4 protein-coding genes are annotated in these 15912 nt (G+C 73.6%); all 4 read right to left on the reverse strand.

The window, feature by feature from the left end:
• Positions 1–18: 18 nt before the first annotated feature.
• A complete protein-coding gene (locus tag ACZ4MH_RS25205) occupies positions 19–3234 on the reverse strand; it encodes an amino acid adenylation domain-containing protein (protein WP_351591279.1) in 3216 nt (1071 codons plus the stop codon).
• A complete protein-coding gene (locus ACZ4MH_RS25210) occupies positions 3231–8780 on the reverse strand; it encodes a type I polyketide synthase (RefSeq protein WP_351591282.1) in 5550 nt (1849 codons plus the stop codon). The genes ACZ4MH_RS25205 and ACZ4MH_RS25210 overlap by 4 nt, the downstream gene beginning before the upstream one ends.
• Positions 8773–15183 (reverse strand): type I polyketide synthase, encoded by a 6411-nt coding sequence (locus ACZ4MH_RS25215; RefSeq protein WP_351591285.1) that lies wholly within the window; start codon positions 15181–15183, stop codon positions 8773–8775. The genes ACZ4MH_RS25210 and ACZ4MH_RS25215 overlap by 8 nt, the downstream gene beginning before the upstream one ends.
• Before the next feature lie 358 nt (positions 15184–15541).
• Positions 15542–15859 (reverse strand): hypothetical protein, encoded by a 318-nt coding sequence (locus ACZ4MH_RS25220; protein ID WP_351591350.1) that lies wholly within the window; start codon positions 15857–15859, stop codon positions 15542–15544.
• Positions 15860–15912: the final 53 nt, after the last annotated feature.

Below are 15912 nucleotides of genomic sequence, written 5' to 3' on the forward strand. Positions count from 1 at the left end.
AGAAAGAAGATGGGAATCTCAGCCCGCCGGCGCCTCGTCCACCGCCGCCAATGCCTCCGCGAGCGCCGCCGCGCAGCCCGCGACCGTGCCGCTGTCCAGTACCGCTCGTACGGAGAACTCCACCTGCCATTCCTGGCGGATGCGGGACACGATGCGCGTGGCCTTGATGGAGTTGCCGCCCAGCGCGTAGTAGTCCTCGTGCGCGCCGACGGCCTCCAGGCCCAGCGTCTGCGCCCACAGTTCGGCCACCCGGCTCTCCAAGGGGGTGAGCGGCGCCGCCCGCCCGTCGGCCGGAAGGTTCCGCTCGGGCTCCGGCAGGGCCGCGTAGTCCAGCTTGCCGTTGGCGGTCAGCGGCAGGGAGTCCAGCGTGACGAAGGAGTTGGGCACCATGTAGTCCGGCAGCGTCCGGCGCAGGAAGACCCGCCAGTCCTCCTCCGGTCGCTCGTCCCCCGGCCGTATCACCAGGTACGCCACCAGCCGCTGGTCGGCACCGGTTCCGTCGGCGCCGTCGCGCACCTGTACGGCGGCGTCCTTCACGTCCGGGTGCTCGCGCAGCGCGCTCTCCACCTCGCCCGTCTCTATGCGCAGGCCCCTGATCTTCGCCTGGCCGTCCACCCGGCCGACGAAGTGGAGCTGCCCGTCGGGGCGCCTGCACAGCAGGTCGCCGCTCCGGTAGAGGCGGGCGCCGGGGGCGTCGGAGAAGGGGTCCGGCACAAAGCGTTCGGCGGTCAGCTCGGGCCGGTTCAGGTAGCCGCGGCCGACCTGGACGCCTCCGAGGCACAGCTCGCCGGGGATGCCGACCGGGACCGGCTGTCCGTTGCCGTCGAGCAGATGGAGCCGTACGCCGCGGACCGGCCGGCCGACCGACGGGGGCCGCCCGTCCGCCGCGCACTCCTCCACCGTGGCCCAGATGCTCGTCTCCGTGTGTCCGTACACGTTGAAGAGCCGTCGGCCGGGGCACCACCGTTCGAGCAGCGCCGGAGAGATCGACTCGCCGCCGAGCACGATGCCGCGCAGCGCGGGCAGCCGCCCCGACGCCTCCGCCGGGAGGGCGGCCAGCGCGGAGGGGGCCATGACCAGCCAGGTGATGCGCTCGCGCGCCAGCAGGTCGACGAGCCCGGGCCCCGGCATGACGTCTTCCTGGGAGGCCAGGCACAGCACCGCTCCCGCGCCCAGCGCGAGGAAGACCTCGAACACCGATGCGTCGAAGCTCGGGGACGCCCACTGGAGCACCCGGTCACCGGCCCCGACGCCGAACTCGTCCTTCTGCGCCAGGCAGCTGTTCACCAGCCCGTCGTGGGTGACGAGCGCTCCCTTGGGCCGTCCGGTCGAGCCCGAGGTGTAGATGACGTACGCGAGGCCGTCCGGGCGGACACCGGCGGCCACTGGGTCCGTGCTCTGCCGGTCGATCTCCTCGGCCTGCTCGTCCAGCAGCAGGGTGCGGACGCCGATCCCCGGCAGGTGCGCCTTGGCCGTGCTGCTCGTCAGGAGCAGCGACAGTCCGGCGTCCCGGCTCATGAAGTCGAGACGGTCCTCGGGGTAGGCGGGGTCGAGCGGCACGAACGCGCCGCCGGCCTTCAGTACGCCCAGCATCGCGACCACGAGGTCGGTCGAGCGCTCCAGGCAGAGTCCCACCCGGACCTCGGGACCGATGCCGTGCTCGCGCAGCAGGTGCGCCAACCGGTTGGCGCGCTCGTTGAGTTGACAGTACGTCAGGACACGCTCGCCGAAGGCCACCGCCGGTGCGTCCGGTGTCAGCTCCGCCTGCTCCTCGAACAGCCGCTGGGCGCACACGCCGGGCTGCTCGACCGCCGCGCCGGTGTTCCACTCGTCGAGCAGCTGCCGCTCCCCGCCGGTCAGCAGGGAGATCTGGCCGGCCGGGCGGGTGAGGTCGGCGGCCACCGTCTCCAGGATCGTGGCGAAGTGTCCGAGCATGCGCTCGACGGTGGCCGCGTCGAAGCGGGCCGGGTCGTAGCCGATGCGCAGGCTGATCTCGTCGTCGGGGATGACGAGCACGGCCAGCGGATAGTTGGTGTGGTAGCGGTACTCGCCCCGCTGGACCTCCAGTTCGCCGGTACGGCGCCCCAGGCTCGCGATCCGCGGCACGTTCAGGATCGTCATGATGCTCTCGAACAGCGGCTCGCCCGGTTCGGCGTCGCTCCACTGCTGGACATCGGCCAGCGGGCTGGCCAGGTGGCCCCGTACCCGCGTCTGCGCGGCCTGGACCTGGGCGCACGCCTCGGCGAAGGGGCGGTCGGGGGCGAGCTCCATGCGCAGCGGCAGGGTGTTGATGAACAGGCCGAGGGTGTCCTCGATCCCGTCCAGCTCGGCCGGCCGGTGCGTCATGGTCATGCCGAACACCACGTCCGGCTGATCGGTGTACCGGCTCAGCAGCAGGCCCCAGGCGGTCTGCAGCACGGTGCTGAGGGTGATCCGGTGCTCGCGGGCGAGTGCGCGCAGCGCGTCCCCGGTCTCCCGCCCGAGTACGAGCGACACCTCGGGGTTCTCCCGGCCGGCCTCCGCCTGCCCGCCGTCGGTGTCCTGCGCGGGGGCCTCCACGGCCAGCGGCGCGGGCCGGAAGCCCGCCAGCTCGCCGCGCCAGAACTCCTCGGCGGGGCCCAGGTCCTGACGGCGTACCCACTCCACGTAGTCGTGGTACGGCCGCACGGCCCGGGTCGGCGGCTCCTGTCCCCGTACGAGCTGGTCGTACGAGGACAGCGCCTCCTCCAGCAGCATCAGCGCGGACCAGGCATCGAGCAGGATGTGGTGGTAGCGGAAGACCAGGATGTGCCGCTGCTCGGCGACCCGGATGAGATGCAGCCGGAACAGCGGCGGGCGGTCCAGCCGGAACCCGCGGCGCCGGTCGGTGCGCAGGAAGTCCTCCAGCCGCTCCTCGACGCTGCCGCCGACCGCTACCGCATTCGATGCACCGTCAGGCGCGCCGTCCAATGCGGCGGATCGCCAGTCGTGCCGCTCGATGCGCACGGTGCCGCCGGCGTACACGACCTGTGCGGGCTCCGCGATCTCTTCCCAGTGGTAGGAGGACCGCAGGATGGTGTGCCGGTCGACGGCCCGCTGCCACGCCCGTTCCAGCGCCTCGGCGTCGAGGTGCCCGTCGAGCGTCTGGACGATCTGGTCGACGTAGAAGGACGTGCCGGGGTCGGCGATGGTGTGGTACAGCAGGCCCTGCTGCAGGGGCGAGAGGGGGTGTACGCCCTCAATGCTCGTGGTCATCGGGTCCGCCTTTCCGTGGTGTCGTTGTCGGGGCCGTCGTTGTCGGGGCCGTCGTTGTCCGCCGCGGTGGAGCCGATGCGGGACAGCAGCCGTTGCAGGTCGTCCTCGGCCAGGTGGGAGGCGCGGACACCGGCGCTCGCCGGTCCGTCCGCCGCCGGGGCCTGCCGCGCAGGAGCGTCGTCCGGCGCGGGAGCGGTGCTCGCGGTGGCCGCCAGCTCCGCCACGGTCGGGTGGGCGAAGAAGTCGGCCTCGCTGAGCCGGATGCCGGCCTGCTTGGCCCGGCTGATGATCCGCAGGCTGGTGATGGAGTCACCGCCCAGCCGGAAGAAGTCGTCCTCGACGCCGATGGGGCGGATGCCCAGGAGTGCTTCCCAGATGGCCACCAGCCCGGCCTCGGTCTCGTTCCGCGGCGCGAGCGCGGGAGGAAGGTCGGACGGGCGGTCGTACACGGTCTGCCCGGTCGCGGTGTCCCGGTGCCCGGCCGAGGACCGGTCCGCCACCGCGGAGCGGCCCGTACCGGACGCCGGCTCGCCGCCGTGGACGTACGCGTGCGGGATCCCGGCCCGCAGTACGTCCTCCAGCGCCCGGAACGCGGGCCCCGGTTCCAGCATCCCGAAGCCGCTCTCCCGCACCCGGCGTTCGGCGTGCGCGTCCAGCGTCGCGACCATCCCCCCGCCGCTCCACGGCCCCCACGCCACGCTGGTCGCGGGCAGTCCGAGGGATTCCCGGTGGTGCGCGAGGGCGTCGAGGAAGGAGTTGCCGGCGGCGTAACCGCTCTGGCCGAGGGAGCCCATGAGGGCGGCCACGGAGGAGTAGAGGACGAAGAAGTCCAGCTTCGCGTCCCGGGTCAGCAGGTGCAGGTTCCAGGCGCCGCGCATCTTCGGAGCCATCACCGCGCGCATCCGTTCGGCGCTCTGCCGCTGGATGCTGCCGTCGTCCAGCACACCGGCCGCGTGGATCACTCCGCGCAGCGGCGGCAGGGCGTCGTCCAGTCCGGCGAGCAGCCGCTGTACGGCGTCGAACTCCGCGACATCCGCCTGCCGGACGAGGACCTGGACGCCCGCCCGCTCCCACTCGCGGATGCGGCGGCCCGCGGCCTCCGAGGGAGCCCCGCGGCCGACCAGTACGAGGTGCCGGGCGCCGCCGCTCACCAGCCAGTCGGCGGTGTGCAGGCCCAGCGCCCCGAGCCCGCCGGTCACCAGGTAGGTGCCGTCGGCGCGGACCAGTTGCTCGGCCGCGGCGGCGTCGTGCGCGGGAGCCGTTGCGGGCGCCCCCGCGACGTGGCGCCGGCCACCGCGGAAGGCGATCCGTGTGTCGGGCGCGGTGCCGAGCGCCTCGGCGCACAGCGCCTCGGCCTCGCGCTCCGCCGCCCGCTCGTCCGGGTCGAGATCGACGAGGACGCAGCGTACGTCGGGGTTCTCCGCATTGGCGATCGCCGCCAGGCCCCACAGCGGGGCGTGCGCGACCCGTACCGGGTGCGCGGCGGGCGACTGCGCCCCCCGGGTCGCCACCAGGACCCGCGCGGCGCGGCCCCCGAGGGCCAGCTCCTGAAGGGCCGTCAACAGGGCGGCCGAACCGGCCTCCTGGGCCTGGTCGAGCGAGTCCGCGGTGAGTTCGTCCGGCTCGTCGAGGCCCCACAGGAAGGCGGCGTTCAACGGACGCTCGCCGGCCGCCCGTTCCCGTACGAGCGCCGCGAGATCCGCGGTGGCATCGGCCGGCACGACGGTGACCTCGCGGCCGGCCGCGCGCAGCTGTGCGGCCAGGGCGGTGCCGAGGCCCCCGCGGTCGGCCAGGACCAGCCAGTCCCCGGACGCCGATTCGGCGCCGTCGGAGACCGGCTGCGGGGCCGTCGCCTCCCAGACGGGCCGTCGTACGACGGCCGTCTCGCGGCGCAGCAGGGCATCGCCCGACACGCGGCGCAGCCACAGGCCGTCCATCGCCAGTACGAGGTTGCCGTCCTCGTCGGACAGCAGCAGGTCGGCCACGACCGTCTCGGCGTCCGGGCTCTGGTCCGGCCGCTCCTTGAGGTGACACCACAGGGGCGCGTCCGGCGGCGCCTGGTGGAACCGCAGGGCGTCCAGCCGGATGGGCACCCGTACGCCCAGCTCCGCGTCCGTGTCGGCGGACCAGACCAGGGCCACCACGGCCTGCACGCACGAGTCGACCAGTCCGGGCGCCAGGAGAAAGCGGCCGTCCCGTTCGTCCCACGCGGGCGGGAGCATCCGGATCAGCGCCTCGCCGGGGTGGCGGGTCACCTCGCTGATGTAACGGAAGCCGGGGCCGAGGTCGGCGCCGTTCTCGTGCATCGCCGTGTAGAAGTCGGCGCCGTCCAGGCGCAGGCCGCCCTGCCGCTCCAGGAACTCGCGCGGCTCGGGCGGGCGTACGGCCGTGCCCGATGCCTGCGGCACGTCCAGCGTGCCCGTGGCATGGGTGGTCCAGCCCTGCCGGTCCGTCGTCCCGGCCGGCGCGCTGACCACCCGGAAGCTGCGGGGCGCCGAGGCGTCGTCGCCCTCGATGATCAGCTGGATCTCCCGCTCGGCGTCGTCCAGGCTCAGCGCCTGCGGGAAGGAGACACCTTCCAGCAGCGCGCCGCCCGGGCGCTCCTGCACCGCGGCGGCCACGGTCATCGCCAGGTGGGACGCCGCGGGGACCACCACCTCGCCGAAGAGCACGTGATCGGCCAGGAAGGCGGGCGAGTCGGCGGTGAACCGGCTCCGGTACACCGTGTCCCGCAGCGCGGGCGAGCTGAGCCGGGTGCCGGGGAAGACGGGCGTGCCCGCGGGACGGGCGCCGCGCGCGGTCCGCGTGTCGCGCCAGTAACGCTTCCGCTCGAACGGATACGTGGGCAGCGGCACCCGCTTGCCGTCGGAACCGGCGTGCACGGCCTGCCAGTCGACGTCCGCGCCGGCCTCGTACAGGCTGCCCAGGGTCCGCAGGACCTGCTGCCAGTCGTCGGTGTGCCGGGACAGGGAGGGCAGCCAGCGCCGGTCCGTACGGGGGTCCAGGCCCTGCTTGGTGACCAGGCGGGTCAGTACGGGCTCCGGGCCGATCTCCAGGGCCGCGTCGAACCGCCGCTCCAGCAGCGTGCGGACGGCGGGGAGGAAGCGGACCGCGTCGCGGGCGTTGCGCGTCCAGTAGCCGTCCTCGGCCATGTCCGCGCCGTGGATCTGCTGACCCGTGACCGTGGAGATGACGGGGATGGTCCCCTTCTGGTGCGGCACGCCGGCGACCAGGGCGCCGAACGGCTCCAGCATCGGCTCCATGAGCGCGGAGTGGAAGGCGTGCGAAGTGTTGAGCCGCCGGGCGCCGACGCCTCTCTCGTGCAGCGCGCCGAGCAGCTCTTCAAGGGCGTCGGCGGGGCCCGAAACGACCGTCTGGAGCGGGCCGTTGACCGCGGCGACGCTCAGTCGGCCCGCGTACGGTCCGAGCAGATCGGACACGGTCGGCTCGTCCGCCATGACAACGGCCATGCCGCCGTCGCCCGGCAGTGCGGACATCAGCCGGCCGCGCTCGGCGACCAGCGGCAGCGCGTCCTCCAGGCGCAGGATTCCGGCGGCGACGGCGCCCGCGAGCTCGCCGACGCTGTGCCCGAGGACGGCGGAGGGCGTGATGCCCCACGCCCGCCACATGGAGACCAGCGCGTACGCCACCGAGAAGAGCGCGGGCTGCGCGTACTCCGTACGGTCGATCAGCGACCGGTCGCCGTCCCGCGCGTACAGGACGTCGGTCAGGGACCACCCGTACCGCTCCCGCAACAGCTCGGCACAGGCGTCGATGGCCTGCCGGAACACCGGCTGCCGGTCGTACAGGCCGGCGCCCATGCCGAAGTACTGGGACGCCTGGCCGGTGAAGAGGAACGCGGTACGGAAGTCGTGACCGGGGGTACGGGGATCGGCCGGGGTCTCCGCCGGCTCCCAGGACGCGAGCTGTGCCTTCAGGTCCTCGGTGTCCGAGGCGGCGAAGAAGGCGCGCCGGGCGAAGTGGGCGCGTCCGGTGTTCGCCGAGTACGCCACGTCCGCGCAGCAGGCGTCCGGGTGCCGCTCCAGGTGAATCCGGTAGCGCTCGACCATGCGGCGCAGCGCGGGCTCCGTGCGGGCCGACAGCGCGACGGGGTGGTGCCCGGGCTCCCGTACGGACGGCTGCCCGGGTTCCGCGGCGACCGGCGGCGCCTCCTCGACGATCACATGGGCGTTGGTGCCGCCGATCCCGAAGGAGCTGACGCCGGCCAGCCGCGGCCGCTCGCCGCGGCGCCACGGCCGGGCTTCGGTGGGCACGTCGAGCAGCAGGTCGTCCCAGGCGATCTGCGGATTGCGCGCGTCCAGGTGGAGATGGGCCGGCAGCTCCTCGTGGCGCAGGGACTGCACCACCTTCATGAGCCCGGCGATGCCCGCCGCCGCCTCCAGGTGCCCCAGGTTGGTCTTCACCGTGCCCATGAGCAGCGGGCGTTCGGGGGTGCGGCCCTGCTTGTACACGGCGCCGAGCGCGTTCGCCTCGATGGGATCACCGATCGGCGTGCCGGTACCGTGGGTCTCGACGTAGTCGATGTCCGCCGGGCTGACCCGCGCGGCCTTCAGCGCGGTGGTGATCAGGTCCTTCTGGGCGCTGCCGTTGGGGACGGTGAGGCCGCTGCCGCGGCCCCCGTGGTTGACGGCGGAGCCGCGGACCACGGCCAGCACCGTGTCCCCCGCCGCCCGGGCGTCCGACAGGCGCTTGAGCACGACGATTCCGGCGCCCTCGGCGCGGGCGTACCCGTCGGCCGAGGCGTCGAAGGCGCGGCTGCGGCCCTGCGGCGAGAGCACCCCGGCCTGGGAGAGCGAGACGGTCATGTCCGGCGCCGCCATGACGTGCACGCCGCCGGCGAGCGCGAGGTCGCACTCGCCCGAGCGCAGGCTCTGCATCGCCAGGTGGACCGTCACCAGGGACGAGGAGCAGCCGGTGTCCACGGCGAGGGAGGGGCCGTGCAGCCCCAGGAGGTAGGACAGGCGTCCGGCGGCCGCGCAGAAGAGGTTGCCGGTGGCCATGTGCCCGTCGATCCGGGCCGGGTCGCCGGTCTGCAGGAGCTTGTAGTCGTCGATACCGATGCCGACGAAGACACCGGTCCGGGTCCCCTGCAGCGCGGTGGGCGCCTGCCCCATGTGTTCCAGGGCCTCCCAGGCGACCTCCAGCAGCAGCCGGTGCTGCGGGTCGAGGGTCTCCGCCTCGCGCGGGGGTATGCCGAAGAACTCGGCGTCGAAGGTGTCGACGGAGTCGAGGAAGCCGCCGCGCTTGGTCCGTACGGTGCCGGGCGTCGCCGCCTCGGGGTCGTGCAGGCGCTCGGCGTCCCAGCGGCCCTCGGGCACGGTGCGGGTCGCGTCCGTACGGGACGTCAGCAGGTCCCAGAAGGACTCGGGGTCGTCGGCCCCGCCGGGGAAGCGGCAGCCCAGGCCCACCACGGCGATCGGTTCGGGAGCCGGGGCCGCGGCGCGCTGCTGTCGGCGCAGGCGGTCCGCCAGGAGGGCCCGCTGGGACGCGGGGAGCGCCGCGATCCGGTCGGCGATGTTACTCATGCGTCTGGTCCCTTCCGGGCTCGTTGCCGAGGGTGAGCTGGTCCAAGAAGTGCGCTGCCTCGTCGGCGGAGAGCGCCTCCACCTCGGCCAGGAGGTCCTCGACGGCGTCCTCGGCGCTGTCCTCGGCGCTGTCCTCGGCGGGCTGTTCGTCCTCGCCCGGGGCGAGTCCGAGCGCGCCGAGCAGGTGGGCGGCCAGTGCCGTACAGGTCGGATGGTCGAAGGGCAGGGTTCCCGGCAGGGTCAGCCGCTCGCCCATCGCCTCGCGCAGCCGGGTCACCAGCTTCAGGTTCATCAGCGAGTCCAGGCCGAGCTGGAAGAAGCCGGCGTCCGGGTCCACGGCGTGCTCCGCCGGGAATCCGGCGACGTCGGCCACCTGCCCGGCCAGGTACCCGACCAGGTGCTCCAGCCGGTCCCCGGGGTCGAGCGCGGCCAGCCGGTCGGGCAGGGCGGACGCGGGGTCCGCCTCTTCGGTGCGCGTGACGCCGGCCGGGGCGTGCACCAGGGCGAGCAGGTCGCGGCCCGCCGTGGCGGGCAGCCAGCCGTCGTACGTTTCCCAGTCGACCGCGTACACGCCCAGCTGCGGCACGGGCCGTGCCAGCATCCGGTCGAGGAGGCGGGCGCCCGCGGCGCGGGTGATCGTTTGGGCGCCGCGTTCGCTCCAGCGGTAGCGGGCCGCGGCGGCCGAGTCCGTCATGCCGACGCCTTCCCACGGCCCCCAGTTGACGCTGGTCGCGGGGAGCCCGAGCGAGACGCGGTGGTGGGCCAGGGCGTCCAGTACCGCGTTGGCCGCCGCATAGCCGCCCTGCCCGGGCGAGCCGAGCACGGCGACGAACGAGGAGAACAGCACGAAGAGGTCGAGCGACAGGTCCCGGGTGCAGACGTCCAGGTGGTGGGCGCCGGTCACCTTCGGTGCCAGGACGGCCCGGTAGCGGTCCCAGTCCTGCTGGAGCAGCGTGCCGTCGTCCAGGACGCCGGCGGCGTGGAACACACCGCGCAGCGCGGGGCGCCGCCGCCCGAATTCGCCCACCACGCGCTGGACGTCCTCGGCGCGGGTGACGTCGGCCTGGAGGACGTCGACGGTGGCGCCCGAGGCGGTCAGTTCCGCGAGCGTGGCGCGGGCCTCGGCGGACGGCGCGCGGCGGCCGAGCAGCACCAGGTGCCGGGCGCCTGCGGCGACCAGCCACCGGGCGACCACCAGGCCGATGCCGCCGAGCCCGCCGGTGATCAGGTAGCCGCCGTCCGGGCGGATCGCGGCCGGGGGCACGGAGTCGGGCGTCTCGCCGTCGGGTGCCACCCGTACGACGTGACGGCCGCCGCCGCGGAGGGCGACCTGATTCTCGCCGTCTCCGGCGAGGAGTTCGCGCACCAGCGCGTCCGCCGCGCGTACCGCGTCGTCGTGCGCCGGGTCGAGGTCCACCAACCCGCCCCAGAATTCGGGGTGTTCGAGGGCGACCACTCGGCCGAAGCCCCACAGTGCGCCGTGCGCCACGTTCCCCGCGGCGGGCCGCTCGCCCACGGGCTGGGCGCCCGAGGTGACCAGCCACAGCCGTGGCGCGGACCGTTCCGTCCAGGAAGCGAGCGCCTGCACCGTGGCCAGCGCCGGACGCAGGCAGTGCTCCAGGGCCTCTTCGTGGCCCGACTCCGCGTCTGCGTGGGCGAGTTGCAGCACGCCGCGGCACGGTACGGAGAACTCCCCCGCGGCCTGCCGCAGTGCCGCCGACAGCTCCCGCTCGCTGCCGGAACCGGCCGGGGTCCGGACAAGCGCGCAGCTCTGCCCGGCCGCGCGCAGCGCGTGCGCCACCGCGCGGGCGAACGGGCCCTCCGGGTCGCCGGTCAGCACGATCCAGCCGCCGGGTGCCGCGCTCTTCGCCGCCGTCGCGAGCGGCTTGTCGCGCCAGACGACGCGGTGCAGCCACTCGTGCGTGTCCTCGGCGCCGGCCGGGGCGAGGCGCTGGAGGATCTTGGGCAGCAGACCGGTCTCCGCGTCCGACAGGCCGCCCTGGCGGGCGAGCTCCTCGGCCACCCGGTCCAGGTCACCGCGCGCGAGCAGGTCCAGCAGGGTTCCGGTGGCCGGTTCCCGGGCGGTCAGCGGCGCCGGGTCGAGCCAGTACCGCGCACGCTGCCAGGGGTAGTCCGGCGTGGTCACCAGGCGGCCGGGACGGGTCCGCAGCGCCTTCCAGTCCACGGTGTGCCCGTGGGCCCAGAGGGTGCCGGCCGTCTCCCGCAGCGCCTGCTGCTCGCCGCCCTCGCGGCGCATGGTCGGCACGACGAGGCCGTCGTGCCCGTCCTGCTCCAGGCACTGGGACGCGGGGGCGACCAGCACCGGGTGCGGCCCGAGCTCCACGAACGAACGGTGGCCTTCGGCGGCGAGCGCCGCCATGGCCGCCGAGAACCGTACGGGCTCGGAGATCGTCCGCGTCCAGTAGCGGGCGTCGAAGTGCTCTCCGGGACGGAAGTCCGCGTCGATGGTGGAGAACACCGGTAGGTCGCCGGCCCGGGGCCGGACGTCCGCGAGCAGCCGGCCCAGCTCCTCCTCGTACACCCGCATCTGCGGGCTGTGCGAGGGGTAGCCGACGCGGAGCAGCCGCCGGAAGACGGCGGGGTCGAGGTCGTCGAGCAGTGCCTGCAGGGCCTCGGTCCCGCCGCTCAGCAGCGTGGTGCGCGGGCCGTTGACGGCGGCGACGGACACCCCCGTACGGCCTTCCAGGAGGCGGGCCGCATCCCGCTCGCCGAGGCCCACGGCGGCCATCCGGCCGGTGCCGGTGGCCCGCTGGAGGATCCGGCCGCGGTGCAGGGCGACGAGGAGTCCGTCCTCAAGGGTGAGCACGCCCGCGCAGTAGGCGCCCGCGATCTCACCGGCGCTGTGGCCGATGACCGCGGCGGGTCGGACGCCCCAGGAGCGCAGCAGTTCGGCCAGGCCCGCCTGGAGGGCGAACTGGACGGGCTGGGTGATCTCCGTGTCGTCGATCCGGGACGCGCCCTCGGGCTTGTGGAGCTCGGCGATCAGCGACCAGCCCGCCCGCTCGGCCAGCCACCGGTCGCACCGCTCCAGTACGTCCCGGAAGACCGGCTCGCGGTCCAGCAGCTCGCAGCCCATGCGGGCGGTCTGCGCGCCCTGGCCGGAGAAGAGGAACACCGGACCGGTCGGCCGGCGCCGGGCCCGGCCCGTCACCAGACCGGCCGGCGTGCGCCCCGCGGCGAACTCCCGGAGCTGGGCGGTGAGTTCCCCGTACGAGGCGAAGACCGCCGTCGCGCGGTGTTCGTGGTGGTCGCGGGCGAGCGCCGCGGTGTGGCACAGGTCGTCGAGGTCGATGTGTGCGGGTCCGTCGAGCAACTGCCCTGTTTCTCGGGCGAGTTGGCGCAGCGCCGGGAGGGAGTGGGCGCTCAGCGGGAGGGCGCGTACGGCATGGTCCTCCGCCGCGGGTACGGCGATCCGCTCGGCCGCCGCGGGGAGTTCGGCAAGGCGCAGGTCCGCGGGGTGGACGCGGCGCCAGTCGATGTCCCGGCCCGCGTGGTACAGCGCGCCGAGGGTTTCCAGCATGACCTCGCGCGGGCCCTCGCCACGGCGCTGCGACGGCAGGGCACGGGCTCGGCCGCCGTGATCCCCGGCGGTCACCGCCACCTGACCGGTGAGGACGGCGTGCGGGCTGATCTCGAGGAAGTGGTCGTACTTGTCGTCGAGCAGCCGCTCGACCGCCGGCCCGAACAGCACCGGTTCGCGCAGGTTGCGCACCCAGTACGCGGCGTCGAGCGCGGTGCCGTCGACGAAGTCCGCGGTCACCGAGGAGACGACCGGAACCGTGGCCCGCGACGGCCGGATGCCGGACAGGGCCTCGTGCAGCTCGGGCAGCAGCGGGTCGCACTGTCCGCTGTGGGAGGCGACGCCCATGTTCACCCGCCGGCACCGGATGCCGCGCTCGCTCAGCTCGGCCAGGCACGTGTCGAGTGCCATGGCGTCGCCCGAAACGACGGAGCTGCGCGTGCTGTTGGCGCCCGCGGCGTAGAGGCCGGGGTGACCGTCGAGCAGGTCCCGCACCTCGGCGAAGGGCAGGTCCACCACCGCCACGGCGCCCTCGCCCTCGATGCGGGCCATGAGGCGGCTGCGCTCGCAGACGACCCGGACCGCGTCCCCCAGGCTCAGCGCGCCCGCCACATGGGCCGCCGCCACCTCACCGAGGCTGTGCCCGACGACGGCGTCCGGCTCGATGCCCCACGAGCGCCACAGCGCCGCGAGCGCGACCTGGACCGCGAAGACGGCCGGCTGCATCACCGTCGTCGCGTCCAGCCGGGACGCGCCGGCGTCCCGGTTCAGCTCCTCGACGACCGAGATTCCGGCGTGGGCGCGGATCAGGCGGTCGCACTCCCGCAGTGCCTCGCGGAAGACGGGCTCGGTGTGCAGCAGGTCCAGGCCCATGCCGCACCACTGCGAGCCCTGGCCGGAGAAGACGAACGCGAGGCGCGGCGGGGTGCCGGGAGTCGGGCAGGAGCCGGCGGCGATGGTGTCCAGCGCGCCGAGCAGGTCGTCCCTGGTGCGGACGAGCGCCGTCGCCCGGTAGGGGTGGCCGCTCAGGCGCAGGGCGGCGGTCGCGCACCAGTCGGGCACGGAGCGCTCCGGCCCCTCGGCCACCGTCTCGCGCAGCCCGGCCGCGGCCGCCCGCAGCTCTTCGGGGCTCGACGCGGACAGCGGCAGCAGCTGTGCTTCGGAGGCGGGCGAACCCTCCACGACGACATGGCAGTTGGTGCCGCCGAAGCCGAAGGAGCTGAGCCCGGCGAGCATACGGGCGCCGTCGCCGGGCCAGTCGGTGAGCGCGGTGGGGACGGCGAGCCGCAGCTCGTCGAACGGGATCTCGGGGTTGGGCGCGTCGTGGTGCAGGGTCGCGGGGATGGCGCGGTGGCGCATCGCCAGGGCGACCTTGATGAGTCCGGCGATGCCGGCCGCCGCTTCCAGGTGGCCGATGTTGGTCTTCGCCGAGCCGATCAGCAGGGGCTCCTGGGCCGGGCGGCCCGCGCCCAGGACCGTGCCGAGCGCATGCGCCTCGATGGGGTCGCCCAGTGGGGTTCCGGTGCCGTGCGCCTCCACGTACTGCACGTCGTGCGCGCCGACGCCGGACCGCGCGTACGCCGCCCGGAGCATCGCTTCCTGCGCCGCGGGGTTCGGTGCGGTGAGGCCGTTGCTGGCGCCGTCGTTGTTGACCGCGCTGCCCCGGATCAGACAGTGGATACGGTCCCCGTCGGCCAGGGCCGCCGACAGCGGCTTGAGCACGACGATGCCGCCGCCCTCGCCCCGTACGTATCCGTCGGCGGAGGCCGCGAACGCCGCGGACCGGCCGTGCGGGCTCATGGCGCCGAACTTCGACATCGCGGCGCTGCTCTCCGGCGCGAGTACCAGGTTGACGCCGCCCGCGAGAGCCAGCGCGCTCTCGCCGGACCGCAGGCTCTGGCAGGCCAGGTGCACGGCGACGAGCGAGGAGGAGCAGGCGGTGTTGATGCCGATGCTCGGCCCCTGGAGGCCCAGGGTGTAGGAGACGCGGGCCGGCACGATGCTCGGCTCCTGGCCCGTGGCGGTGTGCTGCTGGATGTCGTCCAGGCCGCGCCCGGCGAGCCGCGCGTAATCGCTCCACAGGGTGCCCAGGAAGACGCCGGTGCTGCCGTCGCGCAGGGAGGCGGGCGGTATCCCGGCGTCCTGCAGGGAATTCCAGGCGAGTTCGAGTGCGAGCCGCTGCTGGGGGTCCATCTGGGCGGCCTCGCGCGGCGAGATGCCGAAGAACTGCGGGTCGAACCGGTCGATGTCACGCAGGAAGCCGCCGCGGCGGGTGCTCATCCGGCCGGGCTTGTGCGGGTCCGGGTCGTACAGCGCCTCGGCGTCCCAGCGCTCGGCGGGGATGCCGGTGACCGCGTCGGTGCCGGAGCGCAGCAGGTCCCAGTACGCGGCGGCATCGGGGGCGCCGGGGAACCGGCACGCCAGGCCGACGACGGCGATGGGCTCGTCGAACGGTACGGCGTTGCCCGTGCCGGCCGCGTCGGCCTGCGCCGGGGGGTTCACCGGGGCGTCCAGGCCGCCGGCGAGGGCGCCGGCCAGGGCGGCAATGGTCGGAAAATGCCAGGCGACCGTGGACGCGAGGGGCCTGCCGAGCCGCTTGGCCAACTGCGCGGTAAGGCCGGTCATCCCGGCGGAATCCATACCGAGGTCCCGGAACTGAGTTTCCAGGTCGGCATCACGGATCGCCGTACCGAGCTCACTTCCGATTCTTTGCCGCAGCCAGTCCGCTATGTCATCGACGGTATCCACAACCGCATCCCCCAGTTCATAAAAACAGAAAGCAGCTACCGATGAACGCGACCGGGAGTAAAACCGGTCGCCCTGCCTCAAAACGCCCGTACGGGCATGGCGAAAACCTCGCACCGAAACGGAATAACCATCGCTCCGGCAAGCCTGTCGAGGCCGCCGATCAAGATCAAATAATTAATAGCCTGGGAGCGGCGGAGAGTCAACCTGCGCAATGGTGGGCCTGGTTGGCATTTACAACTTCAAATGCGCACCATGGAAACGGATCGAGATGTCTGACCGTTATGCGGAACCCCCGCCGACCTCTCTGCCGCCCCCTCCGCCGACCTCTCATCGACGTCATCAGTAACCGGAATAAAGAATTCCGACTTCAATGCGCCGGGTCGCCGCGGCGCACGCAGAACGAACCGGCGCCGATGACGGCAAGGCCATCGGCGCCGGCAGGCACGGAGTTCTCCGGTGATTCGCCGCCCGGTCAGGAACCTTCGGGCGACGCCCCGTCGCCGGGCGAGCCCAGCCGGGGCAGGAAACGGTCACCGTCGAGCGACTGCAGGGCTTTCGCCATCGTGCGCACGTGAATCTCTTTTTCCTGACGCTCGAACATCAAGGACAGTGCGTCCCGCAGCGCCCGCGTCTCGGAGACGAGTGCCTGCGCGGCCCTGAGCGCCGTGTACGTACCCTTCGTCTGCGTGGGGTTGGCGTCGCCCAGCCGTTTCAGAACAGCCACATAAGCATCCACGACCTTGGACTCGGCCTCGGTGAGAGCCGGAATCTTGGGACCTTCGGGGAACATCACGGACGCGACCGCCTGCCTGCACTCGTCTTGATCACTCAGTCGGGAGATCG

This window comes from Streptomyces sp. NPDC026301 (assembly GCF_055567935.1).

What these genes read in the sequence shown, in the direction of transcription:
- ACZ4MH_RS25205 (WP_351591279.1), bottom strand. Translation starts at nt 3,234, where the DNA reads ATGACCACGAGCATTGAGGGCGTACACCCCCTCTCGCCCCTGCAGCAG.
- ACZ4MH_RS25210 (WP_351591282.1), bottom strand. Translation starts at nt 8,780, where the DNA reads ATGAGTAACATCGCCGACCGGATCGCGGCGCTCCCCGCGTCCCAGCGG.
- ACZ4MH_RS25220 (WP_351591350.1), bottom strand. Translation starts at nt 15,859, where the DNA reads ATGTTCCCCGAAGGTCCCAAGATTCCGGCTCTCACCGAGGCCGAGTCC.